The following is a 26,706-nucleotide window of genomic DNA, read 5'->3' on the forward strand; positions in this document are numbered from 1 at the left end:
TGTTCCCCTACTGCGTCATGCCGCGGCTGCGGTCGATCAGCGCCAGATAACGCTGGCGGCGCCAGCGCGGCAGGGCGAGAATTTCGGCCTCGCTCCAGTGATAGCGCGACGCCAGGCGATGGACATCAGCGAACAGATCCTGGCTGACGCGGCTGAGGCAGAAATACGGATCGATGCCTACCCGGTTGTTGGCGCCACACTCCGGACACGGCGCCATGACCTCGGTGGCGATTTCGGGAGCAACCGATTCCAGCGCCGCTTCAATGGCCGCCACCTGACCGGCGTTCAATTCAAGCGAGGAGAGATTGCCGCCATCCCAGGCTGTCACGCAGCGTTTCGCCAGGGTTTGCCGCGCCAGCTGCAGGCCGGCAATTCCCAGCACGACGCGCTGGTCCATGCCGTTGGGCACGCGCAGGGTCAGCATGCCCTGAGCGGTGCTGATATGCGCGCCGGGGAAGCCGCTGCCTGCCTCTTTGACCGGCAATTGGGCGTAATTCAGCGGGAAGTCGAAAGACTCGCCGCAGTGGCGGCAACTCGCCGTCAGCCAGACCTGATCCAGGCCCAGCACTCCCGCCAGCCGCGTCATCAGGAACTGGCGATCGCCCACGCTCATGCCGTCGATCACGGCGGTATCGGGCAGCCGTCCGCCGACATGCGCCAACGTCGCCTGCAAGGCCAGCGTCACCTGGCCGGGCAGGTCGCGCGCGCGCGCCACCGCCTCCGCCAGGCCCATCTCGACCTCACCGGTCAGCGGGCGAAAATCATAATCACGGCGGAGGCTGTCCTGGTACTGTACGCCTCCCGGAAGCATTACGACTCAACCGGTTCCGGCACGGAGGTATCGCGCTCCCAGCCCTCGTGCTGCAGCGTGAGCGTCTGGATGCCGACCGTGTTCATGCTGGTGGCGTTCAGCTCCGGCAGCGCCTGGTAGTCCGATACCCAGGCGCGGTACAGCTTGTAGGAGATCGCCACCTGGCCCTGCAGATTGAGCACATTGATGACAATATCCTTGCGGTAGTTCTTGAGCGACATCCCGGCATCGCCCTGAATGCTGTTCACCAGATTGGCCCATTTCTCGAAAACCGGGTCGTGGGTCAGGCCCTGCTCCAGCGTTACCGCTTCGTAGCTGGTGCCGCCGGGCATGATGCGCTCGTGCGAGGGATCACCCGCGCTGCGCCATTTGACCGCCTCGGTCTTTTTCTTGAGCGCGCCCATCTTGGTCAGACCGGCGACGGGACGGCCATCGATGATGACCTGAAACTTGAAGGTACGGTACGGATCGTAACGGTGGGTGTTAACCGGAAATGTCGGTGCGGCCATGTTTCTTCTCCTCCTTGACTTGAATTCGTCCTCTTGCCCCCTCTTCCATCAGGAAAAGGGCTGGGGATGAAGGGGGGCACACTGCAAAAGCATGCGGCCCCCTCACGCTGTCTCTCTCGACTGGAGAGGGACGCCCTGGCACAGAACGGCGGCCTGGTTGTCCAGGGTGATTACTGCTGCGCCACTTTCTGCTGGATGCGCACGATCACGAATTCCGCCGGCTTCAGTGGCGCGAATCCGACGATCACGATCACCTGCCCGCGGTCGATATCGTCCTGGGTCATGGTGTCGCCGAGCCCGCAACGCACGAAGTAGGCGTCGTTGGCCTTCTCGCCCTGGAATGCGCCAGCGCGGAACAGGCCATTCATGAAACCGCCGATATTGGCGCGCAGCGAACCCCACAGCCGATGATCGTTGGGCTCGAACACCGCCCACTGGATGCCGTTGTAGAGGCTCTCCTCGATAAAGATCGCGGTACGTCGCACCGGCACATAGCGCCATTCGGGATTGGCCTTGGTCGACAGGGAACGCGTCCCCCATACCACCGATCCGTAATTGGGAAAGCGGCGCAGGCAGTTCACCCCGAGCGGGTTGAGCTGGTCCTGGTCGCTATCGTCGACAACGTATTCCAGCCCCACCAGGCCGCGCAGGCCGGTTTCGACCCCCGCCGGCGCCTTCCATACCCCGCGCGTGCCGTCGATGCGCGCCCACACGCCAGCGGCAATGGCCGATGGCGCCGCCAGCAGCGTCGCCGGTGCAGCCGGATTGGTGTCGGCGTTATAGAACGGGTTGCGCACCTTGGCCCATGGGTAGTACATGGCGGCGTAGGTAGAAGTGGTGGTGATCAGGGTATTGGCCTTGCCTGCCTGATCGAGCTCGAAACCAGGCTCGGGGTCGATGACCACCATCCGGTTCTTGGTATCCTCGGCATGGGCGATCGCCGCGTCGATGATGACATTGCCCGAACCATCCTTGGGCAGATACTGCCCAGGCAGCACCACGATGCTGGCATCGCGCACTTTCTTCATTTTGCTGAAGAAGGCCTGGTAGTCGGCCAGGCCCGGCGGATCGCCATCGTCGCCGCCAGCCAGCGCCACATCGGCTGCCATGGTGACCGGAATCACGTCGAAGCTGCCGTGGATTTCCGTGCCACCCGCGCCTACGCCCAGCTTGAGCAGCGTTGCCAGCTCGCCGGGGCGCACCACCACCGCGGAATCCGCGCCCTGCGTCCCCGACGTGATCGTCAGCTTGTTGGCGGCGAAAGCGGCGCCCGCGTTCTGATAGGCATTTTCCGAACCCAGCTCGCGGATGCAGCGCTGCAATTCATCGCGCACCTTGGTCGAGGTGCTGTACGACCCGCCCGGCGGCGGGCCAAGCGTGATGGTGCGCGCCCCCAGGTTGTCGATGTTCAGCGTCAGCTTCATGCCCTGATGCACATCGGTCCAGGTGATGGCGGCCAGATCGCCGGATTCGCTGCTGCCTTTCCGGTAATAGGTATTGGGGTTGCTCTTGAGCGGTCCGGCCAGGTCCACCCGGATCAGCTTCGACTGGGCATTGACCACGGTCAGCACATAGCGGCTGTCGCTGCTGTCCATGCTCAGCCCGTCGAATACCTCTCCAGGAACAAAGGAGCCATCTTCCATGCCGCCCACTTCCAGCTTGAAGCGGTAATTGTCGCCGGCATTGACCGATTTGACGCGAACGTCATCACCCCAGGCCCCGGCGCTGCTTGCGCTCACCGTCAGGACATTGATGCCCGCTGCCGGTCCGGTCGCACGCCCCAGCATCTGGGCCGCGCCCAGAGCCGAGCCAAGAGCGTTAGCCGCAAGGCGGGCGATGTAGGCCGCCTGCCCCCCGTTGAGATAGAACATGTTGACCGACAGACCCATGGCGTCGCTCTCGGACGCGATGCCGCCATAGGAATCGACATAATCATCCCATTTGGATATAAGCGAGGCCTCCCCGATCGGCCCCTTGTTGGTGTACCCCGCGAACAGCGCATTGGAGGTAGCCACACCTTCAATCGGCTTGGAACCGCTGGGGATTTCTTCAATATAGACGCCGGGATGTAGATAGCTGGGCATACCTTTGTTCCTCCTCGCTCATAACTGACAAGTGACCATTCGATGATAATCAGCAAAAACCAGCCCGGGACATCAGGAACGAGACTTTCTTCCTGTTGCCATTACATGCAAAAGAAGCCGCTTTGGCGACGCAAAAAGAAATGCATGCGATTATCAGAATTTAATACGATTTGCATTGCAATACGATTACGTAACGGCAATGTATAAAAATAACTTATCTAGGTCAAATTAATTTTTATACACAATCGGCCACGAAATGAATCCGGGCAAAACAATCGTATTAGACAGGCCGGAATTTCCCTTGGTTCAAAGCTTTGGCAGGGATATAAACTTGAAACGGCATTTCACCGCCAGGGACGCGAAGGTTCGCAAAGTAGCGAAAAAGAGTCTCTTGCCGCACCGGGGTGCAAGCGATCAGGCATGCTGTCCCGGCCACGCACCCCGGCTTTGCAAATAACAAAGGCATGCACAATGCATGCCCTTGTTCATGGTGCGCCTATCCGGGTTAAAACCGCTCGCGCGGCATCAGATAACGCCATTGCCCCGGCGGCAACTTTCCCATCGACACACGTCCGATCCTGATCCGTTTCATGGATAACACCTGTAGCCCGGCCTGCTTGCACATATGGACGATCTGGCCGGGTTGCATGCCCTTGAGGGCAAAACGCAGCCGGGTTTCATTTTGCCAGCTGACCTTGATCGGGGGCAGTGCCCGGCCATTAAAATCGAGTCCGTGGTTGAGAAGCTTGAGGCCATCAGGGCGAATATCCCCCGCGACTTCCACAATGAATTCCTGCTCAAGCGTGGCGGCATCGTCGATCAGCTTGCGCGCCACTCGCCAGTCCTGGGTAAATACCGACAAGCCGCAGGCATTGCTCTCCAATGGCGCGCCCTGCGTCAGCCGGGCAAAGTGCTGCTTCAGCATGTGGATGCCGGAGGGGTCGTCAATCGCCCGCGTAGTGGCACAGATCAGTTGCTGCCCGGAGCCGGTATCCGGCGGCTGGTGCAACAAAAAGGTCGCCGGCTCAATCGGCGTGAGGCTGGCTTCCGGGTGGAGCTCAACCTTTTGCTGCAAGACTCTGAACTGCGGCTCTTCCACCACCTGACCGTCAACCGTCACCCAGCCGCCCGTAATATATAGCTCAGCCTCCCGGCGGGAGCAGGGGACTAATTCGGCGAGGCGTTTTGCAAGACGAACGGAGTCTGTCATGAAAAATTCAACCTGAAACTAAAGAACCGCATTGTAAACGCGCAAGCCGGGCTGCCACCTGTAAAATGCAAACATGGATACCGTCAAAAAATCAGCCAGCCTTCCCGCCCTGGACGGCGTTACCCTTGAAGCGATCGTCACGCGGCTAGCCGGGACCATGGGTTGGGAAGCGATGGGTGCCGCCGTGCCAGTACGCTGCTTTACGCATGATCCCAGCATCAAATCCAGTCTGAAGTTTTTACGCAGAACGCCGTGGGCGCGCAAAAAAGTGGAGCAATTGTATTTGCAGCAAACTAAGGCACTGATTTGATTGCCCGCCCCGTCCTTAAGTAATCGCCCAGGCACTGCGGCTTTCAATGCGGGGCAAAATGTGAAAAAATTGCAGCAATCAGACGAATTCAGAGTGAAGTAAAATGATAGACCAGGACGGTTACCGCCCTAACGTTGGCATTGTGCTATGCAATGCCAGGAACGAGGTATTCTGGGGCAAGCGCATCCGGGAACATTCCTGGCAGTTCCCGCAAGGCGGCATCAAGTCCGGCGAGGCGCCGGACCAGGCGATGTATCGCGAGTTGCACGAGGAAGTAGGACTGATGCCGGAGCACGTGCGGATTCTCGGCCGCACTCAGGATTGGCTGCACTATGACGTGCCACAGCATTGGGTCAAGCGCGAATGGCGCGGCAGCTACAAGGGGCAGAAACAGATCTGGTATCTGCTGCGTCTGGTCGGGCGGGATTGCGATGTCCGGCTGCGCGCCACCAGCCACCCCGAATTCGACGCCTGGCGCTGGCATCATTACTGGATTCCGCTTGAATCAGTGATCGAGTTCAAGCGGAATGTCTACCGCCTGGCGCTGAACGAACTGTCCGCCTTCCTTGAGGCTGACCGGCAGGCAGACACCCTCTCCGGCTAACGGCCATGGCAAAGCGCCGCCCCGGATCATGAAACAGCGCTTCGCGTTGTTTCATGCTTAAAGATAAGAATATTAAACTTCCATCATCAAATCTTTTGATTAAACGCACAAAGCCATTCGAGTAGGATAAGGCCCAAAGCGGTACCTGACATTTGTCATGAAATCACCAGAGGAGATGCGCGTGAACAATATCGAATACACCCCGATTGCCTCAACCACGCTGGAAAATGGAACCTCTTTCCACAGTACCGACCGGGTTTTCAATCTGATCCGGCTGGATGATCCTGCCATCGCCGTGATGACAGATCTGAAAAAGGTGAGTGCGGTGACGATTGCCCAAAAAGCGCCCATCGATGCCGCCAATTCGCGCATGAAGCACCGTGGCGTGCGTCTGTTGCTGGTGGTGGATGACGATGACACCGTGGTGGGCCTGATCACCTCCACGGACACTTATGGCGCCAAGCCGATCCAGCATATCCAGAAGCATGGCGGCACCTACCATGACATCCTGGTGCAGGACATCATGACATCCCAGAACAAGCTTGAAGTGATCCGCATGGACGACATCAACCGGAGCCGTGTTGGCAATATCGCCGCCACTCTGAAGCAGACGGGCCGCGCCCATGCCCTGGTGGTGGACTTCAACGAAAAGGAAAACCGGCAGGTGATACGCGGCATCATCTCCGCATCGCAGATCGCGCGACAGCTGGATATCGACATCCCCACGACCGAAATTGCCCAGACTTTCGCCGAAATCGAGGCCCTGCTGGCAAGCGCCTGACAGAGCCGCCAATTATCATTTAAAAACGGGGCTTCGGCCCCGTTTTGTCTTGTTATCACCGCGGGCTTGGGGTATTTTTGCAGCATGACCGCCCCCATAAAACCCCGCGCTTTTCCCTTTCGCCTGGTTCTTTTCCTTGTAACGGTGATTCTGCTGGCGCTCGCCGCCTGGTACTGGACACGCCCGAAGCCTGTTGCTGTTCTGGTTTCGCCGGCGGAGCGCGGCACGGTTGAGGCCAACGTGGCCAACACCCGTGCCGGCACGGTGAAAGCCTGCCGCCGCGCCCGCCTGGCGCCCGCGGCAGGCGGGCAGATCGTGCGCCTGATGGTGCACGAGGGCGAGCGCGTCAGCGCAGGGCAAGTACTGCTCGAGTTGTGGAGCGAAGATCTGGTGGCGCAGGAAAAATTGTCACGGCAACAGCTCAATACCGCCCAGGCCAGAATTCACGAAGCCTGCACCGTTGCCGCGCAGTTCGAGCGCGAGGCGGCGCGTTCACGCCAGCTCAAGTCGCGCGGCTTTATCTCCGAGGCGCGTCTGGATCAGGTTCAGTCCGAAGCCCGCGCGCGCCAGGCCACTTGCGAGGCGGCCCGTGCCGATGCGGGGCAGGCGAAGGAGCGCATTGCCGTTGCCCGGGCCATGCTGGATCGAACCCAGTTGCGCGCACCGTTTGCCGGCATCGTGGCCGAAGTAACCGGTGAGCTGGGCGAATTTACCACGCCTTCGCCACCTGGCATCCCGACGCCGCCCGCGATTGACCTGATCGATGATTCCTGCCTGTACGTCAGCGCCCCGATTGACGAGGTGGATGCGCCGCAGGTGCAGGTCGGGATGGAAGGACGCATTACCCTGGATGCCATTGCCGGGCGTCATTTCCCCGGCAAGGTGCGGCGTATCGCACCGTATGTGCTGGACCTGGAAAAACAGGCGCGAACGGTGGAAGTCGAAGTTCAGTTTGACGACCCCGCGACGGCAAAAGGTCTGCTGGTGGGCTACAGCGCCGATGTCGAGATCGTTCATACGCGCCGTGCCAACGTGATCCGCATTCCGACCGCAGCCTTGCTGGAGGGCAACAAGGTGCTGGTGGCCGGCGCGGGGGAAAGCATCGTGAAAGAACGCCAGGTCCGGACCGGCCTTTCCAACTGGGAATACACCGAAGTGGCTGATGGCCTGAAGGAAGGCGACAGGATCGTGACCTCCCTGGACCGGCCCGGCGTCAAGGCGGGCGCGCGTGTCGTGGTGGAGCAGGCAAGCAAAGTCCAGCCATGATCCGCCTCGAGGGCATTCAGCGCGTTTTCCAGGTGGGCGATCAGGAAGTGCGCGCCCTGCGCGATATCAACTTGTCCATTGGCGCGGGTGAATATCTCTCCCTGATGGGGCCATCAGGCTCCGGAAAATCCACCCTGCTCAATTTGATCGGCCTGCTGGATCGCCCCAGCGCGGGTCTTTACCGGCTCGACGAGCGTGATGTGACCGGGCTTTCCGACGAAGAACAAGCTCAGGTGCGGCGCGAGAAAATCGGCTTCGTGTTCCAGTTTTTTCATCTCATCCCCCGGCTTTCAGCGGCTGCAAATATCGAGTTGCCCCTGCTTCTGGCGGGTGTACCGGCGGATCAGCGCAAAAGCCGGGTGTCACGTCTGATCGAGGATTTCGGGCTGACCGGCCGGGACACTCACCGTCCCGACCAGCTCTCTGGCGGACAGCGCCAGCGTGTTGCGATTGCCCGCGCCACGGTGATGAACCCGGCGGTGATTCTGGCGGATGAACCCACCGGCAACCTCGATCGCGCAACCGGCCAGGAGGTGATGAACATTCTGGAAGGCCTTGCGGCGCGGGGCGTAACCCTGATTCTCGTCACCCACGATCCGGAAATCGGCAACCGCGCCACGCGAAAATTGCGCATGGTGGACGGTAAAATCGTCGCGGATCAGCGGACATGAACCTCGCCGATGTGCTGCGCTTTTCCTTTGCCAGCCTGGCCGGCGCCCGTACCCGCACCCTCTTGATGGTGCTGGCCATGTCCATCGGCGTAGCGGCGGTCGTGGTCCTGACCTCGCTGGGAGAGGGCGCGCGGGGCTATGTCGTCGGCCAGTTTTCCTCTCTCGGAACCAATCTGGTGATCGTGTTTCCCGGGCGTTCCGAGACCACGGGCAATCCCGGCATGCTGCTGGGGGAGACCCCGCGCGATCTCACGCTCGATGACGCGCTGACCCTGACCCGCAGCCGCGCCATCCGCCGGATTGCCCCGCTTACCGTGGGCTCGGCGCTGGTGACCACGCATCGCCGTAACCGGGAAACCCCGGTGCTGGGTTCTACTGCGGAAATGCTGGAAATCCGCCACATGAGCATGGGGCAAGGCCGTTTCCTGCCCGGCGGCGATCCGCGCCAGGCCACGCCGGTGTGCGTGCTGGGCGCCAAGGTCAAGGCGGAGCTTTTCGGCACCCGGCAGGCGGTGGGCGAGTGGCTGCGCATCGGCGACCGGCGCTTCCGCGTGATCGGCGTGCTGGCGTCGCAAGGACAATCCATGGGCTTCGACACCGATGAACTGGTGATCATTCCCGTTGCTTCGGCCCAGATACTGTTCAACACTTCGTCCCTGTTTCGCATTCTGGTCGAAGCCAGGAGCAGGGAAGACATAGCCCGCGCCAGGAGCGATACCGAGGAAATCCTGGCGAAACGCCATGATGGCGAGCGCGATGTGACCGTCATCACCCAGGATGCGGTTCTCGCCACCTTCGACCGGATTCTGCGTGCGCTGACCCTGGCCGTCGCGGGGATTGCCGCCATCAGCCTGGCAGTGGCCGGCATTCTGATCATGAATGTGATGCTGATCGCGGTGTCGCAGCGCAGGCAGGAAATCGGCCTGCTCAAGGCAATCGGGGCTGCCCCGGCACAGATTCGCGCACTGTTCTTTGCCGAAGCGGCAGTATTGTCCAGTGCTGGCGCGATGGCTGGACTGGTGCTCGGCATGGCCGGCAGTTATATCGTGGGGCGGATTTACCCGGTGCTGCCGCTCATGCCGCCGTGGTGGGCAGTGGTGGCCGCGTTCGGCACCGCCCTGGTCACGGGCATTCTGTTCAGCGTGGCACCGGCACGCCGTGCTTCCCGGCTGGACCCGGTCGAATCGCTGGCACGGCACTAGCAGGAAGCGGATATGCTGATTCAGGATTTTTTGCCCTTCACTGCGAGTTCCATCATCGCGCATCGCATGCGCAGCTTTCTCACCGCCCTGGGGATTGCCGTCGGCATCGCGGCCGTCATTCTGCTGACCTCCATCGGCGAAGGCATTCACCGCTTTGTGCTTGCCGAATTTACCCAGTTCGGCACCAACCTCATCAACATTGCGCCAGGCAAGTCTTCCACGCGCGGCGGGCCTTCTGCCGGCATCATCAGCTCGGTGCGCCCGCTCAGCATCGAGGATGCGGAGGCTTTGCGGCGCGTGCCCCACGTCGAACATGTGGACCCCAGCGCCCAGGGCAATGCCGACGTGGAAGCCGGAGGCAAGTCGCGGCGCGTGACGGTGTATGGCGTTGGCCACGAAATGGCGGAAACCTTTCGCATGAAGGTGCAGTCCGGCAATTTTCTGCCGCCCGACGACCCGCGCGCGGCGCGCGCCTTCGTGGTGCTGGGCGCGAAAGTAAAGCAGGAGCTGTTCGGCGCGGCAAACCCCCTCGGCAGCCGCATTCGCATCGGCAGCGAACGATATCGCGTGATCGGCGTGATGGAAGCCAAGGGACAGGTGCTGGGCTTCGATCTGGACGATACGGTATATATCCCCGTTTCCCGCGCGCTGGAATTGTTCAATCGTGCCGGTTTGATGGAAATCCACCTCACCTATCACAGCAATGCGCCGCTGGATGCCGTGGTGGAGGGAATCAACAAAGTTCTGCTGGCACGCCACGGGCGCGAGGATTTCACCATTACGCCGCAGCAGCAAATGCTCGAAGTCATGGGCTCGGTGCTGGACGTTCTGACTTTTGCGGTAGGAGCGCTGGGTGGAATTTCCCTGCTGGTGGGCGGCGTCGGCATCCTGACCATCATGACCATGGCCGTCACCGAACGCACCAGCGAAATCGGCCTGCTGCGCTCCCTGGGCGCGAGACGCGGCCAGATTCTCGCGCTTTTCCTCGCTGAAGCCGCCTTGCTGGCCGCAGCGGGCGGAGCGGCCGGCCTGGTGCTGGGCGTAGGCCTGGCGCAATTGCTGCACGTGACATTTTCCGCCCTGCCCGTGCATACGCCCTGGTCCTACGTCCTGCTGGCCGAAGCGGTTGCGGTCATAATCGGCCTGCTGGCCGGGGTGATACCAGCGCGTCGCGCCGCCATGCTGGACCCGGTGGAAGCGCTGCGCTCCGAATGAACTTGAAAAAGCAGTAACCACGGAGGGCACGGAGAACACGGAGCAAGAGCAATAGATTGCATGAGATTTGGCATTCATCCGTTGGGTAAGGCCATGGTTTTTTCGCAAACAGCCTTGCTCTGTGCTCTCCGTGCCCTCCGTGGTTGTAGAGCTGATGTTTTCAGGGTAATTATCACGCTTGTTTTCAGCAAATCAGGGAGTCTGCATGTCTGACCTATTTTCCATCGCCCGTCTGCCGCGCATCGAGTTTGGCGCCGGCAGCATCATGAAACTGCCTGCCCTGCTGGCCAGGTACGGCAAGCGGGTGTTGCTGGTGACCGGCGGCGCTTCTTTCTGCGCCACGCCCCAGTGGGCGGCATTGAGTGCGGTGCTGCGGGAGCAGGGGTTTGCCTGGGAAATTTTCAGGGTCGTCGGCGAGCCCTCTCCCCAGCTGGTGGACGATGGGGTAGCCGCCTTGCGAGGCAGCCGGTTTGACGTGGTACTGGGGATTGGCGGAGGCAGCGTGCTGGATGCGGCCAAGGCCATAGCCGGCCTGCTCGGGCCGGGCAATTCGGTGATGAACCACCTTGAAGGCGTGGGCCCGGAACTACCCTTTCACGGCCCGTCCACGCCCTTTATCGCGGTGCCCACCACGGCGGGCACCGGCTCGGAGGCCACCAGGAACGCGGTGCTTTCCACGCATGGCCCGGATGGCTTCAAGAAATCCTTCCGCGACGAACAGCTGGTGCCGGAGTATGCGGTGGTTGACCCGGACCTGCTCGCCTCCTGTCCGGCCCACCTGATCGCCGCCAATGGCATGGATGCCTTCACCCAGCTGCTGGAGTCCTGGGTTTCCAGCAAGGCCAACCCGTTTACCGATGCGCTCGCGTGGTCCGGCATGGAGGCTGTGCGCGACGGGCTGCTGGCCTGGTATGAGGGCGGGGCAGGGGCTGCGGCGGGACGCGAAAAAATGGCTTATGCCGCACTGCTTTCCGGCATCACCCTGGCCCAGACCGGGCTGGGCTCGGTGCACGGGCTGGCTGCCCCGCTGGGCGCATTTTTCCCCATTCCCCACGGCGTGGCCTGCGGCACCCTGCTTGAAGCGGCAACGCGCGTAAATATCGAAGTCATGGAAGCTCGCGAACCAGCCAATCCGGCGCTGGTGAAATATGCCCGTGCCGGGCGCCTGCTGCACGGCATGGCCCATATGGACGATGCCGGGGCGCGCAGGTTTCTGCTGCAGGCCCTGGCTGAGTGGACCGGGCGCATGCACTTGCCGCGCCTGGGCAAATTTGGCGTGACCGAAACCGATGTAGCGCACATCGTCACCAACAGCCGTGGCAGCAGCATGAAGACCAATCCCGTTGTCCTATCTGATCCGGAAATAGCCAATATCCTGCATGCGCGCCTATAATTCAGGGCTCACTTGCTGAAGCCCCCCTCCATGCAGACTTCCTTGCCCGCCAACACTGCCGAGTTGTTAAACGCCTTGCGCGAACTCGACGCAGGCATCCACAAGCACTCCTCCTGGCTCAAGGCCTTGCATCGTTCCCTGGTCTGCAACAGCGCATCCAACAGGGAAGACACGTTGGCTGACGCCCATTGCCGTTGCCAGTTTGGGCTATGGTATTACGGCCAGCCTCATCCCGAACTTCAGGAAGAGGGCGGTTTCGAGACAATCGGTACGCTGCATCAATCCGTTCACGACCATGCCCGCGCGCTTCTGCTCAAGAGCCGGGATGGCCAGATGATTTCGCCCGACGAATACAATCAGTTCATGGATGCGGCGCTTCAGTTCAAGTTTGAAGTGGGCAAACTTCAGGCAAACATCATTAACCAGGTTTGTGTGGTGGACCACCTGACAGGCGTGTGGAACCGCAGCAGCATGCAGCACAAGCTCGAGGAAGAGCACGAGCGCATGAAGCGCAACGATCAGTCATGCTGCATATGCATGATGGATCTGGATAACTTCAAACAGGTTAATGACGCCTACGGCCACCCGGCAGGGGATATGGTATTGCAGGCTGCGACCCAGCTCCTGAATAACGGATTGCGGAAATACGACTCGGTCTTCCGCTATGGGGGTGAGGAGTTTCTGTTGTGTCTTCCCAGCACCACGATAGAAGACGCACAGGCCCTGATGGAGCGCTTGCGCAGTGAACTGGCGGCGCTTCCGATCAAACTGAAGGGCAAGGGTACGCTCCATGTCAGCGCTTCGTTTGGCCTCGCCACGATGAATCCGGATGAAAATATTGCCAGCACGATCGAGCACGCCGACCACGCCCTGTTATGCGCCAAAGCCAATGGCCGTAACCTGGTATGTATCTGGAATATGGAACCCGAAGCCCCCTGAAAACAAACCCTCCCGGTGTCAGGAAAGCCGGAACGCGCTGCCCGGTTCTCTGGTGTTCAGATCAATAAACGCTTTTCGCTGTGGACATTGAGGCTGCGCAGGGCAGTGACGAAGTCGGGGAACTCCAGGCCATATTCCTCCTCCAGACTTTTGGCCCTCTCCCTGAGCTCCTGCCAGCGCGGATTGCCCGGGCTGCGCTTGAACCCGAACACGATGATATTGCTCATTCTTCCGGTAGGCATCGAGAGCGCCAGGCCGTCGAAGCTGGCTTCGATGCGCTTGAAGTACACATCAAACAGCTTGTCGCTACCCCACAGGTTCACCACCAGTACCCCGTCCGGCGTCAGTGCTGCCGCGCAATCGTCAAAAAAGCGCTGGCTCGCCAGTGCTTCCACCAGGCTGCGGTCGTCATAGCCATCGACCATCAGCACGTCGCAGCCGGCAGGGTGATTGCGCACGTAATCCTCGCCGTCGCCAATATCGATCTGTAGACGCTCGTCCGCTTCCGGCACAAAGAAATGGTTGCGTGCCGCCGTCACTACCTGGGGACTGATTTCCACCACGCGGGTCTGGACCGCGGGCAGCTTGTGATACACGAACTTGGCCACCGAGCCGCCACCCAGACCGATCATCAGGATATTGCGGGGCTCGGGATGGAACAGCAGAAAGCCCATCATGGCCCGGGTATAGGCCAGCTCCAGCCCGTTTGGCGCATTGACGCGCATTGCGCTCTGCACCGTGACGCCGCCCAGATGCAGATAGCGCACGCCGTCGCGCTCGCTCACATCGACCGCGCCCGGCTCGTCCGCCCCCTTGCGGGCGCGCCATTTGGAAAGAAATCCCACGCTTACTGGACAGCGATGCTTCTGGTCAGCATGCTGGGAGGACGATTGCTGCCGGGGTTGTTGTCGAGGTAACGCACGCTCAGCATGGTCGGCACGGTAATGATCTGCAGAACCTGATCAGCGAAATTGTTGCTGGGCGATTTTTGCATCGAGACTGGCCCGTTGTAGATGAAGTAGCCGGGGCTGGCCGCCGTCAACGTGACATTTATGCGGTCACCCTGCGCGCTCGCAATTTCCACGGTCAGCGTATTCTGGCCGGCAAGATCAGGGTCGGTCACCGCAATTTGCACTGGAATAAATCCTGGCGCAGCCAAGGCGGTCGGGATGGTTGCCCCCGGAATCATGGCCGGCCCAAAAGTAAGCTGCCCCAGCACACCGCTCTGGCTGGAGAAGGGGTTATCGCCCGAAACCGCCGCCATGCGCCAGCCTTCCTTGCCGCGATGCATCAGGAACATGCTGCGCCCGCTGAAGATGCCCGGCTGAAAACTGGTGACGGAGAGAAAACGCTTCTCCCAGCTGGTCTGGATCACCGCGACATCCGGCCCCGCCACCACCTGGGTATCGAACAGGTGCAGACGGATCTGCTTGAACGCATTGCCGTCCTGGATGATGCCGTCGATCAGGCGCTGATAGCCGATCATGGCAGGGTCCAGCCGGGTGCGAATCAGGTTGACGTTACCCATCTCGTAGGCGCGGATAACTTCGTCCAGTGCAAGCTGCGCCTTCTGTGCCTCGGCCAGATCGGCGACCGGCTTTACGACAGCAGGCTTTGGCTCGCTCGCAATCTCCTCCGCCGCCGATACGCTTTGAATAAAACCGGCACCCGCCAGCAACAGCAAACCCAGACCACTCGCCAGCAATTTTTTTCTCATGGATAGACTCCCTTCCCGGTTCATAGCATGTAGACCAGCTGCAAGCCGACCGTCCTGTCGTTATAGGTGGCAGCCGTGCTGCCGCCATTGCGGTTGCTTCTGAGATAGAACCGCAGTGAATTCTGACCCTTGAACGGATAGGCTGCATCGACCTGATAGGTTCTCATGCGCAAATCCGGCCCGCCCGTGGTCTGCGTTGTCGTCCCGTCCGACAGGCTGGCATTCAGCGAGCCCCAGCCGCTACGCTGGGCTGACACGCCCAGACCGAATATGGTGGAACGGGTACTGCCCCCGCTATCGAGGCGCTGCTCCTGCATTGAAGCCGTAAGGTTCGTACCCAGCATCCACATGCCGCCGGCCACACCGGAATCATCGCTCCAGTTTCTGCCCACCGTTCCCACCCAGCCGGTGGCCTGGGCATTCGCGCCGGGCGCCGCATTGCTGCTGACATTTTGCTCGTTATATCCGAGGCTGCCATTCCAGACTTGCCCATAGTAAAACAGCGAAACGCCATTGCCTTTATTTTCGGTGCTGGCGCCATTATTGGCGCTTTCGCCCCTGGATTCGGAGTGGTTCAGCATCATGCCCCAGCCCGGCCAGTCCTGGCCGAAGTTGATGAATGCACCCGCCAGCAGCGCATCGGTTTTTTGCGCATTGATGGTATTCATGGCGCCTTCATTGACCGAATGGCGGGCATCGGCGGTAAACGTCACCCACTGCGCGGCGGACCAGTCACCCGCGACATAAGTTTCCTGGACGCCCGGAGCCGCCATGCCTGAAAGGGAACTATAGTACCTGCCGATATTGTGATGGCCCGCACGCAAACCCACGCTTTCCACCCGCCAGTTGGCATCGACAATGAAAGCATTGTCATCGTGTTCCTGCTGCCCCTCTTCCTGCCAGCGGCTCACACCGGCTTCGCCCTGCACGCCGAGCTGCCCCTGCTGGTAGGCAAAGCCGGCCGTGGTGGTGCGCGCGGATGCGGGTGCAAGCAGCGACATGCCCTGCCCCAGGCTGCCGGTGTCGTCGGAATAACCCTGAGTGGTCACGTAACCGCGCCAGGTCTCGCCGAACGCGGTTTCAGCCTTGCCCGCATAAACATTGCGCAAAAACTGGGTGCGCGGCACCGTGTTGGTCAGCGCCTCCCAGCTTTGCGCCAGCACCCCGGCGCTGGCGGAGAACATGGATGACTGTCCGAACATCTTCTGCCCCCCGATACCGCGCAGGCCAAGGCTGGTGCCCAGCTGGGAATAGCTCGCCACCACGTCGCCCAGCGTGACCTGATAATCCTTCCCCGCACGGCCCATCAGCAGGCTGTTGATCTGGGTGGGATGGGATGAGAGCACGGAACGGTCATCGGTATTGGTCAGGGAAAGCTGCAGGTAACTCAGATCGCCATCGGCGGCGGTCCCGCGCAGATCGCCTTGCACTTCCGCCTTGTAGTAGCTGCCACCCCTGGTGGGCGTCAAGGTGTTGCCGCCGGAAGAGCTGTTCACATACTTGTCCAGCGTGATCCCGCCATGCCATTCGATGGTGGTGCCGCCATCCGCCTGCTGCACCAGGTCCGGCGTCTGGCCGCCAGTGCCCTGCTGCCAGGCCTGCAACGCCTCGCTGTTACCCGCCAGGACGGCGGTATTGCCCAGATCAGCCGCGGCCGCCGTGCCGCACCCCGCCGCCAGCGCCAGCAACAAGCCACGCTGGAAACCCTTTCCCTTGCTACCTCGCCTGAATGTCATGATCCCGTGCCTTTTTTCAAACTTGTTCATGGCTGTGTAATTTCAGCCGCCTCCGAAGGTTTCCCCTGGACGCCGTTGGCTGCCTGGTAAACCGCCCGGTATTCGCTCCGGCCGCGCGGCAGGTTGGCATGGGTTGCCTCCCCGCCCTCCGCCACCGGCCCGGCCAGAACGATCCAGGCATCGGCAGCCGCTGTCTTGAATTGTATCACCACCTCCAGGCCAGCCGGGGGGGCGGCGAAGCGTACCAGTGCATGGGGGAAGGGTTCGGATACCCGCGTCACTTCCGGCTTGCGGGCCGGCGGGATTTCCGCATTGCCCACCCGCACCGCCACCGCGCTGCCCGGATCGCTGCGGTTGCCGCTCTTGTCCAGCGCCACCAGCTGATACCAGTAGACTTTTCCGGCCTCGACCAGCGTGTCCTCGAAGCTGCGCGCCTTGCGCGGCAAGGGATCGCCCAGCACCAGGGCGGGCTCGCGCGGCGCAAGGGCGCGCAGCACCAGAAACTGCTCCGTATCCTCTTCACGCCCCGCCGGGGCAAAGCCCAGCGTCACCTTGCCGTTGCTGCCATCAACCGAGGTAATGTGGGGCGCAGGAGGCGGCACCGTGTCAGGCAGGGCCGCGCTCACATCCCGGCCGGGGCGGCTTTCCTGATTGTCGTAGCCGACCGCGACGATGCGGTAACGGAACTCCCCGCTTCTGCCCGGACCGTAATAGTCATCGTAGAACGGCTCGGGGCGCACCAGGCCATTGAGGCGCAGCCACTGGTCCTCGCCCTCGCCGCGCCGCTCGATGAAATAGCCGGCCACCGCCGCACTGACCGGCTCCCAGGCCAGATGCACGCGAGTGCGTCCCACCTCCGCCTTCAGCCCGGAAACGGCTGGCGGCGCCTGGCGCCCGGCGGTCTGCACCATCACCACGCGCGAAGGGTTTCCCAGATCGCCGCGCGGCCCCATGGCGCGCATGCGGTAGTAGTAGGCCGTGCCGGGGCGCAGGTTGCGGTCGGTGTGGCGCGCGACGTCGGCGCGCAATCCCTGGGGCGTCAGGGTTTCATAGGGACCATCGTGAAGATAGGCGCGCTCGATCACATATCCCGCGGTATGGGGGTTGCCGCTGCCTTTCCAGCGCAGGGTGACCTCGTCCCGGTCGGCTGCGGCATTGAATTCGAATGGCGGCTCAAGCGCCCTGAAATCGGCGGCAAACAGCTTGACGCTGGCCGGCTCGCTCCTGCGGCCGAGCGCATCCACGGCAAAAACACGATAAGTCAGCTCGTTCTCGAGCGGCGCGTTGCGGTCCAGCAGCGCCGGCTGCAACACATTCCAGCGCAGGCCGCGCACCAGCGGCTTAAGTGTAACAAGTGTCTCATCCCGCTCAACGACATAGGCAATGACCGGCAGATTGCGCTCGGCACGGGCCGGAGACCAGTACAGCGCCACGCCTCCCTCCTGTGCGGTGGCCTTGAGCTCGACTGGCGCGGCGGCAAGAGGGCTGGCAACCGCGCCATCCACGGGAGAGCTGGTAAAGGAGACATTCCCTGGCTTGCCGTTGCGCTCCAGGCCAAGCACCCGGTAGGCCCGCTTGCCCGGCGCGGCCTGCGGCAGCACCCAGTTCAAGCCGAGGGCACGCGCATACGGCCAGTCCGCCATGGCGCGGGCGCCCAGCAGCCCGTAGACCAGATTCACGTCCTCGGGCTTGCTGGCCTTGGCGAGCACATCCTGCAACTGGCGCACGCTTTCGGCATCCTTCTGCGGCAGGGCGGCAAGCGCTTCCGCCTCGCCGGGAGCAATGCGCTCCGCCAGCACCTGTCCGCTGGCGGCGTCGAGCAGGCGCCAGCCGCCGGCAGGCCAGCGGCCAACAGGCGGAAACCACCATAGCCTGACCTCGCCCTTGCCGTCGGATGCGGCAAACATGCCGCCCGTCGCATCCTTGGCATCCACCGCCCAGGCCGGGCCCGCCAGCAGCAGCGCCAGCATGGCCAGCCAGAATGAGAAAATTCGTGCCATCTTTGCTGCCCCTTACAAATGCACCGTGAAGCTGATATCCGGCGCCAGCGGTATTTCGATCTTGGCCTTGGCCCGGACGTCCACCGGAAAGGCTTCGGCATGCACGGCGGCGGTGACGCCCGCGTCGTAACAGCCGCCGGCGATGCAGGCCCCGGCCTCGACCCCGGCGGCAAAATCGCCAACCACCCTGGGTTGCGTGGTGATCTGCAGGCCCATGTCCATGTAGCCCTTCACATACGCCGATGCCACCGAGGAGGCCCCCACGCCGAGATAGACGTGTTGCGCCCCACCCACCGCGAGCCCGGTCTCCGAGCCCAGCATCAGGTAGGAATCCGCATCCGCAACCAGAATGTGCCCCCGGATGCGCGGGCCGGTATTCTTGCCTGCAAATACGTGCCAGCTGCCGCCGCCGACATGCAGGTCCACCGCGGCATTATTTTCGCTGTTGCCCAGATCGAAACGGATGGCGCCGCTGAGCATGTCCAGGTTGCCCCACAGCCGCCCGTCGAAATTGCCGCCGCCATACTTGAAGAAGCCGGTGAAATCGCCGTCCCCGCTCTGGCTGGCCTTGAGCAGCCAGGCACGGAAATCCATGCGCGCGCCGGCGCTGGCACCGGTGGTCACGGTAAAATCGCCATCCATCATGACCGTGAATTTGTCCGAGGTCCCGACCCGCATGCCGACCATGAACGAGGTGTCGGCACTGGAAGAAAATGCGGCCTGGCCAATCGGTTTCCCACCCTGCAGGGAATCGCCGCTAACGTGATAGCCCAGCCCGCCACGTATCCTGTACAGGCTCAACGGCACCGGCGACAGCGACACTCCGCTGGCACCCAGCGGAACTTCAAGCCGCGTCAGCCAGTAATCCGTGCTGCCCTCGTAACCGAGCAGGAATTCGCCCTTGATCGGTGGCCCGCCGAACATGCCGATGTCGACACTGCCGGTGTAGCGCGTACCGGGATTGGGTTTCGGGTCATAAACCGGGTCGATGCTGGCCTCGGTCACCGGCTGGCCGGCCGGGAATGCCACCTTGAGGTTGAAGGGAGAGCTCACCGGCCCGCTGCCCTCATAGCTGTCGCCGCTGATCCGGTAGGTCGCCTGCACATCCGCGGCCGGCAGGGAGGGAGAGAGGCGCACCTGGCCGTTGAAGGCCATTTTCAGCCGCTCGTTGCCGCTGGCGCCGCCGGCCAGATGCAGCGACTTCAATTCCAGCCTGGACTTGCCGAGATCGGCAAATCCGCCCATGGGAATATCGCGGGTGGCCGTGCCGTTCTCGTCGAAATAGGCGCGTCCGTTCATGCTGAAGCGCATATCCGGCACGGTCACCGGCTCGGAAGTGAAGGCTTTTCCCTCGGCCTTGAAGCTCAGCTCCGGATTGACGATGGCACGCCAGCCGCCAGCCTTGTCAAAACCGAAGCGGAAACTGTCCGGCTTGGCGCTCAGGTGGATCGGGCCGAAATCGCGCTGCACGGTTTCTTTCGGCTTCACGCTGGCGAATTCGAAGCTGCCTTCCTTCTGGTTGCTGGAGAGGACTTGCACGTCATCGCTGTGCAGCAGGGCATTCAGGAAGGGCAACTGGACATCGATGTTGTAATGCGCCTCGAATGTCCCGCTCGCCTTGGCTTCCAGCGAAACCTTGTTGAAACTGATGGTGCCCTTGCCGACACTCAGGTTCGTCAGGCGCGGATCATTCACCAGCGAGAATTTGCCGCAGGCATGGTTGGTCACCCCCCAGTTGCTGCTCTGGATGGTGACCGGAGCCAGGTCGGAGGTATTGATCTCGATATCCGCCGCGCCAAAATTCACCCCCACCCAGTCGCCGCCCGAGGCGCCGCCCTTGCAGGCATCCGGACCGGTTCCGCTGCTGCGGTCCAGATCGAGGGTGACCTCACTGGATTTCAGGAAAAAGCCGCTCCAGCCCAGCGCCACTTTCTTGTCGAGCTTGGTTTTGGCGCTCCAGTCGCCGCTTTGCCGCAGGCTGGAAGTGGCCTTCCATGACGGCACCTCACCGCTGTCGGCAAACAGCAAGAAGCTGTCGCCCAGCTTGGCATTCAGGGTGGCCTTCATTTCCTGCCCTGCCGTACCTTCGATCTTCGTCACCGACACGTCGGTCAGCCCCATGGCCGAAATAGGTCCGGAAGACACTGCCTGGGACAGCTTGGTGCCCGGCGCGACGTTATTGGCCTTGTCCACCTGCCAGTTCTGGAAGGAAACACCGACATTCGGAATCAATGTCGCCCCACTGCTGGAACTGGTCAGCCTGAGATCCAGCGTCCCGCTGCCGCTATATGATCCGCCGGATTCCTTGGGCAGGTTCTGCTGGTCGAGGTAAATGCTGAACTTGTCGCCCTGCTCGCCAGCGAAATAGAATTCGCACGGTTTGCTCGGGTCAATCGCCACCACCTTGTACTTCTTGCTCGGCGATTTCACCTGCTGGCCATCCAGGACCAGGTCACCCGCCAGGCGCAAGGGCGTGGCCGAGAATTTCGGGCTTGCCGCTACCATGGCCGGAGAGATTTTGGCATCGTTGGCATACAGCACCGGCGGCGAGGATTTTCCGCCCTCCCGGCTTGGCCGCAGGAAGCCCACCTTGACCGCTTTCTCGCCTCTCCGCGCCGCCAGCGCATTCACATCCGCCACGCCGCCCCGGCCCTGAAGCCTGGCAGCAAGATCGAACAAGGGTTCCGGCTTGACCTTGACCTCGACCCAGATTTCATAGACATCCGCCGGGTCCACGGGCAGCGCCGGCGAATACAGGTCATGCGTACCGGGCAGGGGATCTTTCCAGTCCTTGGGGTTCCCTTCCCGTGCCGGCGAACGCTCGACCGTGCCGGGGCCGGTTGCCGGGAAGGATTGCACGCCCCCCTTGCTCTTGAGCTTCACCTTCCAGACGGCATCCACCGCGCCGCTGCCAAAATAATTCAGCACCGCGTGGGCGGTAAATGCCTTGTTGCAGCCGCTGCACGTGGCGTCCACCCCATCGTCAAGCTGAAGCACTGCCTGGGCAGCGGAATTGCTGACCAGTTTGACATTGCCCGGGCCGGAAGCAGACAGCGATGCCGCGGTTTTGCTCTTGAGCGCCGCATTGCTCTTGGTCAATCCGGATTTGGCGCTGATCTTGCCGCCTGGCGACTGAGCCCGCTGCGGCGGGCCGAACGACACGATGTCAACCGACTCCAGGTGCAGCGGCCCATAAGCCACCGGGTCCAGGTAGGGCATGATGTTGACGGTCTGGCACATCATCACATAGGCGCGCTCGGCGATATCCTTTGCCCTGGCGTCATTATCCCCGGCCTGCAATGCGCTGCCGGTGCGGCGCAGCTGGCCGTAAGCCCCAAGCCCTGCCGAACCTGGGGGATGATCATAGGCATCCGCCAGATCACCTGGATTCACCTGCTGCACGTCCCTTTCCGCCAGCTGATAGACGCGGATATTGAAATAGCCGGTGCGCGTGTACTGGTGGGTAAAGAAGTTTTCACGCCGCGCGGCATGTTCCTTGTTGCCAATCGCCACGGTATGCGAGTAGGTGTTGTACTCCTCCTGGGTCGGCAGCGTCATGCCGACATCGCCGTTGACGCCTTTCTTGTCCTGATCGTTGTAAAGCGGGTCGTCCGGCTTCCCTACCAGCGGCACCACCGTGCCGTCGCCCCAGTCCACGAACAGATTGTCGAAGCGGTATTTGGCAATCGATGGAAGCGTCGCCGTACCCATGCCGGATTGCGACGAACCGGACGACTTGGACGGCTCCAGTTCCACGCCGGGATGGGATTCGTAAGGCGAATTGGCCAGCGCCACCTTGCCCGAGAGTATCCAGCTCTCAAATGGGTGCGCCACTGCGGCCACACCCGTATCGCCTCCCCCCTTGTCCATATTCTGGGCACGCAGCACCGGCTGCGCCTGGGGCACCAGCGGACAGGCGCCGAATCCATTCGGCCGGTTCGGCTTCCTGAGCGGCCAGCGGTCGGAAATCTCGACTTCGACAGGCTCGCCCGGCTGTGCCTGGGCACCCGGCATGGCCTGTTTGCTCGCATCCGAAATGCCCGGCACAGGGATGTTGGCAGCCGCCAGGAGAATGGGCTCCGCGCTTTCCATGGCCGCCTTCTGCTCGACCCCGTTGCTCAGGTAAACGCGATAGCCCGCCACTTCCCACAGCAGCTCGGTTGCGCTCGGATAGTTCATGGCAGGCGCGCTTTCCTGCTGTGCCGCGCCCCCTCCGGACCCGGCAGGGGAATATGTTGCACTGCCCGGGGCCTTGACCTTGACCCCGCTCCTGGCCATGCCCGAAGAAGCGGCACTGACCGGCCCGGCAGCGGGATTGAGCAGCGTGTCGAGGAAGTCCGGGTCGGGCTGGTAGTAGGTCGGCGGCGGCAATCGGGTCGGTTGCGAGCTGCCCGGCCAGGTCGCCGTGCCGCCCTCGATACGTTTGCGCATCAGCACCTTGCCGTTCTTGTTCAGAATGCGAAACTCGAAATACTCCGCCGTACCCGGGTTTTTCTCCTGCCAGCGGAATACCAGATCGTCCTGCAGCAGCGGCGCGCTATCGGCCATGTTGCATTCACCGCTCAGCGCAACGCCATCCCGCGCGCAGGACATCTTGGTGCCGGTTGCGGGGTCGGTTTTGGCCGTGGCAGACCATCCCGGCGTTTTCAGCTCGATCCGGCCCGGTTTGAAGCTGGCATCGAACGCCTTCAGCTTGGGTTTGACATCCATCAGCTTGAAGCCGGGCAGCACCTGGACGCTGGCGGAAGTCATGCTCCACGCCTGGTTCGGCGCCATGCGCGCCCCGGCCAGGCGCACCCCCGGCGGGGCATTGGAGGCGACTTCCACCTCCATCCGGGCGAGGGATGAAGTGATGATTTTCGGTGGCGTTTTGACCTTGACGCCATCGCCAAAACGCAGCTCCATGCCGTTCACAAAATCGCTGCCATTCAGCGTGAGCTGGTAGTTTTTCCCGGCCTGCCACTGATTCGGCACGACCTGCAAGTGGATCACCGAAACGGGGTTGGACATCGGCGTCTGCGGCGGTGCGGATGGCGGCTTCATCCCGGGAAGCGGGGCGGCCAGCCCGGCTACACCTGCCACGCCCGGCCCGGGCAGAATGGTGAGGCGGGCAGGCTGCGGCTGCGGTGCCGAAACCGCAATAGTGGATGACGCGGTGAGCATCACCTGGCGCACACCCGGCGCGGCGCCCGGCTCGACCCTGACATTCACCTGGGCATTGCGCCCGCCTTCGGCTGCGAACATGAGCGGGGAAGTCTGGGTGACGCCGCTGCCGAAATCCACCTTGATGCCGGGGCGGAGATCCTGTCCCAGCAATTGCAGGGTGTAGTTCTGCCCCGGCATCAAGGTGGACGGGGCAACCGACTGAATGGCGGGCGCACTGGTTTGTGCCGCCGGAGGCGGAGCCTTGATGGCGGGGGCTGCGCCAGGAAGCCGAGTCACCGATGGCGGCAAGGTAATCGTGGGCCGCATGTCAGCCGCAAAGGAAAGCTGGCCCGGAATCATGCCCAGCAACACCAGAAACAATAACTCGGGCAGAAGCCACACCGCCCCGCGCCACTGGCCGGCCGATGCTTCATCGCATGTCATTGCCACCTCCCTTTCTTCTGCCCGCCAGCGCTTCCGCATTATTATTGATCCGGCCATTCAAGGTCACCCATGCGCCACCGCCCAAAATAAAACCAAGGCAAGGTATGACGCACGCAAATTCGGGATTGATGAGTCTTTTTATAGCAGAATTCATTTGTCCTGACAATGCGCTATCTAAGGATGTCATGTCAGGGCCGATGGCGGTAGAATTAAGGATTTTTCAGAATCCGGAACATCACCATGCGCGTTTCCCAATTTTTCCTCTCCACCCTCAAGGAAGCCCCGACCGAAGCCGAGCTGGTCAGCCACAAGCTGATGCTGCGCGCCGGCCTGATCAAGCGCCTGGGCAGCGGCCTTTACAGCTGGATGCCGCTGGGCCTCAAGGTGCTGCGCAAGGTGGAAAATATCGTGCGCGAGGAAATGGACCGGAGCGGCGCCATCGAGCTCTTGATGCCGGCCGTCACACCCGCCGAATTGTGGCAGGAGACCGGACGCTGGGACGTGTTCGGGCCGCAGATGCTGAAGATCAGGGACCGCCACGAACGCGATTTCTGCTTCGGCCCCACCCACGAGGAAGTCATCACCGACATCGCGCGGCGCGAGATCAAGAGCTACCGCCAGCTGCCAATCAATTTCTACCAGATCCAGACCAAGTTCCGCGACGAAATCCGCCCGCGCTTCGGGGTGATGCGCGCCAGGGAATTCGTGATGAAGGACTCCTACTCCTTCCACGCCGACCGCGCCTCGCTGGAGCAGACCTATGCCGTGATGTACGACACCTATGCGCGCATCTTCACCCGCCTGGGGCTGAAATTCCGCGCCGTGGCGGCGGATACCGGCGCCATCGGCGGCTCCGGCTCGCACGAATTCCACGTGCTGGCGGATTCCGGCGAGGATGCCATCGCCTTCTGTCCTGCTTCCGATTACGCCGCCAACGTGGAGCTGGCCGAAGCCGTTTCTCCCGCCACGCCGCGCCCCGCTCCCAGCCAGTCCATGCAGAAGGTCGCCACGCCGGGCAAGCACAGCATCGAGCAAGTGTGCGATTTCCTCAAGGTTCCGGCGGAAAAAACCGTCAAGACGCTGCTGGTCGAAGGCCGTGATGGCGGCGTGGTGGCGCTGCTGCTGCGCGGCGACCACGAGCTGAACGAGGTCAAGGCCGGCAAGCTGCTTCAGCTCCCCGAGGCGGTGCGCTTTGCCAGCGATGCACAGATTCTCGCTGCCGCCGGCTGCAAGTCCGGATCATTAGGTCCGGTCGGACTCAACATCCCGGTCATCGCCGACCGTGCCGTGGCCGTGATGAGCGATTTCGTCTGCGGCGCCAACGAGGACGGCTTCCACCTCAGCGGCGCGAATTTCGGCCGCGACCTGCCGGAACTGAAAGAGATCGTGGATATCCGCAACGCGGTTGAAGGCGACCCCAGCCCGGACGGCAAAGGCACCCTGGAACTGTGCCGCGGCATCGAAGTCGGCCATATCTTCCAGCTCGGCAACAAGTATTCTTCCGCCATGAACTGCGCCTTCCTCGACGAATCGGGCAAGGAGCGCATCATGGAAATGGGCTGCTACGGCATCGGCGTATCGCGCATCGTGGCTTCTGCCATCGAACAGAACAATGATGCACGCGGCATCATCTGGCCGCATTCCATCGCTCCCTTCGAGCTGGCCATCGTGCCCATCGGCATGGGGCGCAGCGAACTAGTGAAAGATACTGTAGAAAAATTGTATGGCGAACTCAAGGCCGCTGGCATCGAAGTGCTGCTCGACGATCGCGACGAGCGCCCCGGCGTGATGTTCGCCGACATGGAGCTGATCGGCATCCCGCACCGCATCGTGGTGGGCGAGCGCGGGCTGAAGGAAGGCAACCTGGAATACCAGGGGCGGCGCGATGAAAAAGCGCAGGCCATCGCCTTGAATTCGGCGCTGGAATTCGTAAAATCGAAGTTATGCAACGACTATTAACCCGGATCGTGGAATCGTGCGCTGTAGGTCGGGCTTCAGCCCGACCTCTCGGGCTGAAGCCCGACCTACAGCTGATAGCGCTATTGCTCTTTCTACTGCCGGCCACGGTTCACGCCGGGGCGCAGCTTTACGAGCCGCTCTCCGCCAGCGTGCGAGCCTCGCTCTACAAGGCGGTGAGTGACAGTATCCCGCGGCACATGGCATTTTCTTCCGCCGTGGAAGAGGCAAACTGGCTTGGCGAGATGTCGCGCCGGCTGGAAAAACGCATGCCGGACCAATCCACCCGCCATAATTTTCTCAAATCCGTGCATTATGAAGCCACCCGCGCCGGGCTCGACCCGCAACTGGTGCTGGGCCTGATCCAGGTGGAAAGCGGTTTCAAGAAATATGCCGTGTCCAGTGCCGGGGCGCGCGGCTTCATGCAGATCATGCCGTTCTGGGTCAAGCTGATCGGGAGCGAGGAAAACAACCTGTTTCACCTGCGCACCAACCTGCGCTATGGCTGCACCATCCTGCGCCATTATCTTGACATCGAGAAGGGCGATCTCTACCGCGCCCTGGGGCGTTACAATGGCAGCCTCGGCCGTCCCGAGTATCCTACCCTGGTGGTTGGCGCCTGGCGCAATCACTGGGCCTACAACACGCCAGGCACCCGCATCTCCAGCCAGGACGAAAAACGTCCCGCATCCTGAAAGCTACTGAAGACGACC

General features: G+C 62.0%; 20 protein-coding genes. 11 read left to right on the forward strand and 9 right to left on the reverse strand.

All coding sequences use genetic code 11. From position 1 onward, the window contains the following. Positions 1-7: 7 nt before the first annotated feature. The 4 genes from WC392_01780 to WC392_01795 all read right to left on the reverse strand — a co-directional run bounded on the left by WC392_01780 (position 8) and on the right by WC392_01795 (position 4,614). The gene (locus tag WC392_01780; protein ID MFA5241083.1) at positions 8-811 is read right to left on the reverse strand and encodes a hypothetical protein; all 804 of its coding nucleotides are present in this window, start codon (positions 809-811) and stop codon (positions 8-10) included. Then, the gene (locus WC392_01785; protein MFA5241084.1) at positions 811-1,320 is read right to left on the reverse strand and encodes a phage tail protein; all 510 of its coding nucleotides are present in this window, start codon (positions 1,318-1,320) and stop codon (positions 811-813) included. The genes WC392_01780 and WC392_01785 overlap by 1 nt, the downstream gene beginning before the upstream one ends. A 170-nt stretch (positions 1,321-1,490) precedes the next feature. Continuing rightward, positions 1,491-3,404: a phage tail sheath subtilisin-like domain-containing protein gene (locus WC392_01790; protein ID MFA5241085.1), complete on the reverse strand. Its 1,914-nt coding sequence runs from the start codon at positions 3,402-3,404 to the stop codon at positions 1,491-1,493. 505 nt (positions 3,405-3,909) lie between these two features. Beyond that, positions 3,910-4,614, reverse strand: coding sequence for an rRNA pseudouridine synthase (locus WC392_01795; GenBank protein MFA5241086.1), 705 nt, complete (start codon positions 4,612-4,614; stop codon positions 3,910-3,912). Positions 4,615-4,687: 73 nt separating this feature from the next. Here WC392_01795 and WC392_01800 point away from each other — a divergent pair, with 73 nt between their 5' ends. The 9 genes from WC392_01800 to WC392_01840 all read left to right on the forward strand — a co-directional run bounded on the left by WC392_01800 (position 4,688) and on the right by WC392_01840 (position 12,995). Further along, the gene (locus WC392_01800) at positions 4,688-4,924 is read left to right on the forward strand and encodes a VF530 family protein (protein ID MFA5241087.1); all 237 of its coding nucleotides are present in this window, start codon (positions 4,688-4,690) and stop codon (positions 4,922-4,924) included. A gap of 103 nt (positions 4,925-5,027) precedes the next feature. Then, the gene (locus WC392_01805; protein ID MFA5241088.1) at positions 5,028-5,528 is read left to right on the forward strand and encodes an RNA pyrophosphohydrolase; all 501 of its coding nucleotides are present in this window, start codon (positions 5,028-5,030) and stop codon (positions 5,526-5,528) included. Positions 5,529-5,709: 181 nt separating this feature from the next. Then, positions 5,710-6,309, forward strand: coding sequence for a CBS domain-containing protein (locus tag WC392_01810; protein ID MFA5241089.1), 600 nt, complete (start codon positions 5,710-5,712; stop codon positions 6,307-6,309). A gap of 84 nt (positions 6,310-6,393) precedes the next feature. Then, on the forward strand, positions 6,394-7,575 hold the full coding sequence (locus tag WC392_01815) for an efflux RND transporter periplasmic adaptor subunit (GenBank protein ID MFA5241090.1): 1,182 nt from the start codon (positions 6,394-6,396) through the stop codon (positions 7,573-7,575). Continuing rightward, complete coding sequence (locus tag WC392_01820; GenBank protein ID MFA5241091.1) at positions 7,572-8,246, forward strand: ABC transporter ATP-binding protein; 675 nt, start codon at positions 7,572-7,574, stop codon at positions 8,244-8,246. Before WC392_01815 ends, WC392_01820 begins: the two co-directional genes overlap by 4 nt. After that, complete coding sequence (locus WC392_01825; GenBank protein ID MFA5241092.1) at positions 8,243-9,448, forward strand: ABC transporter permease; 1,206 nt, start codon at positions 8,243-8,245, stop codon at positions 9,446-9,448. Before WC392_01820 ends, WC392_01825 begins: the two co-directional genes overlap by 4 nt. A gap of 12 nt (positions 9,449-9,460) precedes the next feature. Next, entirely contained in the window at positions 9,461-10,663 is a 1,203-nt protein-coding gene (locus WC392_01830) for an ABC transporter permease (GenBank protein MFA5241093.1), read from the forward strand. Positions 10,664-10,868: 205 nt separating this feature from the next. Continuing rightward, entirely contained in the window at positions 10,869-12,056 is a 1,188-nt protein-coding gene (locus WC392_01835) for an iron-containing alcohol dehydrogenase (GenBank protein MFA5241094.1), read from the forward strand. Positions 12,057-12,086: 30 nt separating this feature from the next. Next, positions 12,087-12,995: a diguanylate cyclase gene (locus WC392_01840; GenBank protein MFA5241095.1), complete on the forward strand. Its 909-nt coding sequence runs from the start codon at positions 12,087-12,089 to the stop codon at positions 12,993-12,995. Between the two features lie 56 nt (positions 12,996-13,051). On the opposite strand, the gene WC392_01845 is transcribed toward WC392_01840, so the two are convergent. Genes WC392_01845 through WC392_01865 form a run of 5 tightly spaced genes read right to left on the reverse strand, consistent with a single transcriptional unit; the run spans position 13,052 to position 24,076 of the window. Continuing rightward, entirely contained in the window at positions 13,052-13,840 is a 789-nt protein-coding gene (locus WC392_01845) for a polyamine aminopropyltransferase (GenBank protein MFA5241096.1), read from the reverse strand. 2 nt (positions 13,841-13,842) lie between these two features. Then, positions 13,843-14,712 carry a hypothetical protein gene (locus WC392_01850; protein ID MFA5241097.1) on the reverse strand — a complete coding sequence of 290 codons (870 nt, stop codon included), beginning with the start codon at positions 14,710-14,712 and terminating at the stop codon, positions 13,843-13,845. 20 nt (positions 14,713-14,732) lie between these two features. Beyond that, positions 14,733-16,448, reverse strand: a complete 1,716-nt coding sequence (locus WC392_01855) for a hypothetical protein (protein ID MFA5241098.1) — start codon at positions 16,446-16,448, stop codon at positions 14,733-14,735. Between the two features lie 26 nt (positions 16,449-16,474). Continuing rightward, positions 16,475-18,448: a fibronectin type III domain-containing protein gene (locus WC392_01860; GenBank protein MFA5241099.1), complete on the reverse strand. Its 1,974-nt coding sequence runs from the start codon at positions 18,446-18,448 to the stop codon at positions 16,475-16,477. Between the two features lie 12 nt (positions 18,449-18,460). Continuing rightward, positions 18,461-24,076 (reverse strand): hypothetical protein, encoded by a 5,616-nt coding sequence (locus tag WC392_01865; GenBank protein ID MFA5241100.1) that lies wholly within the window; start codon positions 24,074-24,076, stop codon positions 18,461-18,463. A gap of 201 nt (positions 24,077-24,277) precedes the next feature. Here WC392_01865 and WC392_01870 point away from each other — a divergent pair, with 201 nt between their 5' ends. After that, positions 24,278-25,996, forward strand: a complete 1,719-nt coding sequence (locus WC392_01870) for a proline--tRNA ligase (GenBank protein ID MFA5241101.1) — start codon at positions 24,278-24,280, stop codon at positions 25,994-25,996. A gap of 83 nt (positions 25,997-26,079) precedes the next feature. Then, entirely contained in the window at positions 26,080-26,688 is a 609-nt protein-coding gene (locus WC392_01875) for a lytic transglycosylase domain-containing protein (protein ID MFA5241102.1), read from the forward strand. Positions 26,689-26,706 lie beyond the last annotated feature (18 nt).

Source organism: Sulfuricella sp. (genome assembly GCA_041651995.1).
Classification (GTDB): Bacteria; Pseudomonadota; Gammaproteobacteria; order Burkholderiales; family Sulfuricellaceae; genus Sulfurimicrobium.

What these genes read in the sequence shown, in the direction of transcription:
- WC392_01780 (MFA5241083.1), bottom strand. Translation starts at nt 811, where the DNA reads ATGCTTCCGGGAGGCGTACAGTACCAGGACAGCCTCCGCCGTGATTAT.
- WC392_01785 (MFA5241084.1), bottom strand. Translation starts at nt 1,320, where the DNA reads ATGGCCGCACCGACATTTCCGGTTAACACCCACCGTTACGATCCGTAC.
- WC392_01790 (MFA5241085.1), bottom strand. Translation starts at nt 3,404, where the DNA reads ATGCCCAGCTATCTACATCCCGGCGTCTATATTGAAGAAATCCCCAGC.
- WC392_01795 (MFA5241086.1), bottom strand. Translation starts at nt 4,614, where the DNA reads ATGACAGACTCCGTTCGTCTTGCAAAACGCCTCGCCGAATTAGTCCCC.
- WC392_01800 (MFA5241087.1), top strand. Translation starts at nt 4,688, where the DNA reads ATGGATACCGTCAAAAAATCAGCCAGCCTTCCCGCCCTGGACGGCGTT.
- WC392_01805 (MFA5241088.1), top strand. Translation starts at nt 5,028, where the DNA reads ATGATAGACCAGGACGGTTACCGCCCTAACGTTGGCATTGTGCTATGC.
- WC392_01815 (MFA5241090.1), top strand. Translation starts at nt 6,394, where the DNA reads ATGACCGCCCCCATAAAACCCCGCGCTTTTCCCTTTCGCCTGGTTCTT.
- WC392_01820 (MFA5241091.1), top strand. Translation starts at nt 7,572, where the DNA reads ATGATCCGCCTCGAGGGCATTCAGCGCGTTTTCCAGGTGGGCGATCAG.
- WC392_01825 (MFA5241092.1), top strand. Translation starts at nt 8,243, where the DNA reads ATGAACCTCGCCGATGTGCTGCGCTTTTCCTTTGCCAGCCTGGCCGGC.
- WC392_01830 (MFA5241093.1), top strand. Translation starts at nt 9,461, where the DNA reads ATGCTGATTCAGGATTTTTTGCCCTTCACTGCGAGTTCCATCATCGCG.
- WC392_01835 (MFA5241094.1), top strand. Translation starts at nt 10,869, where the DNA reads ATGTCTGACCTATTTTCCATCGCCCGTCTGCCGCGCATCGAGTTTGGC.
- WC392_01840 (MFA5241095.1), top strand. Translation starts at nt 12,087, where the DNA reads ATGCAGACTTCCTTGCCCGCCAACACTGCCGAGTTGTTAAACGCCTTG.
- WC392_01850 (MFA5241097.1), bottom strand. Translation starts at nt 14,712, where the DNA reads ATGAGAAAAAAATTGCTGGCGAGTGGTCTGGGTTTGCTGTTGCTGGCG.
- WC392_01855 (MFA5241098.1), bottom strand. Translation starts at nt 16,448, where the DNA reads ATGACATTCAGGCGAGGTAGCAAGGGAAAGGGTTTCCAGCGTGGCTTG.
- WC392_01860 (MFA5241099.1), bottom strand. Translation starts at nt 18,448, where the DNA reads ATGGCACGAATTTTCTCATTCTGGCTGGCCATGCTGGCGCTGCTGCTG.
- WC392_01865 (MFA5241100.1), bottom strand. Translation starts at nt 24,076, where the DNA reads ATGCGGAAGCGCTGGCGGGCAGAAGAAAGGGAGGTGGCAATGACATGC.
- WC392_01870 (MFA5241101.1), top strand. Translation starts at nt 24,278, where the DNA reads ATGCGCGTTTCCCAATTTTTCCTCTCCACCCTCAAGGAAGCCCCGACC.